This window comes from Dietzia sp. CH92 (assembly GCF_032248695.1).
In the GTDB taxonomy this organism is placed as follows: domain Bacteria; phylum Actinomycetota; class Actinomycetes; order Mycobacteriales; family Mycobacteriaceae; genus Dietzia.
The window spans coordinates 1-591 of record NZ_JAVHXC010000021.1; the positions used below are offsets into that span (position 1 = coordinate 1).

At 73.6% G+C, this 591-nt stretch carries 1 pseudogene; it reads left to right on the forward strand.

The features are described from left to right. Positions 1 to 591, forward strand: a pseudogene (locus RWK90_RS17265) (HNH endonuclease signature motif containing protein); the annotation flags it as partial.

The window sequence follows — 591 nt, forward strand, 5'->3', positions numbered from 1 at the left end:
TCGAAGCCCTCATCGAACTACTCGCCCGCAGCGTCGGCGCCACCCTCACCGTGCCCCGCACCGACCCCGGCACCGCCGACACCCCCACCGGGGCCCGCCGCTACCGCATCAGCGCCGAACTCGCCCACCGCATACGCCTACGCGACGGCACCTGCCGCCACCCCGGCTGCTCCGTACCCGCCGACGACTGCGACATCGACCACTGCCGCCCCTTCAACCACACCGACCCCACCACCGGCGGCCCCACCACCGAAGCCAACCTCGTCTGCCTGTGCCGACAACACCACCGCTTCAAAACCTTCCACGGCTGGCACTACCACCTGGCCCCCGACGGCACCCTGACCGTCACCACCGACACCGGCCACACCCTGACCACCACACCCACCGGCCCCCTGGCCCGCTGGCGCCACCGCCCACCCGAACCCGAACCCGAGCACACCCCGACCCGCCAACCCTGGCTCGACCCCCGACCCCAGGCCACCCACTGGCTACGCCGCGCCCGCCGCCTCGCCGCCGAACGCGCCGCCAACACCACCCCACCACCACCCCGCGCCGACACCCCCGCACCCGACCCCGACACACCACCCTTCT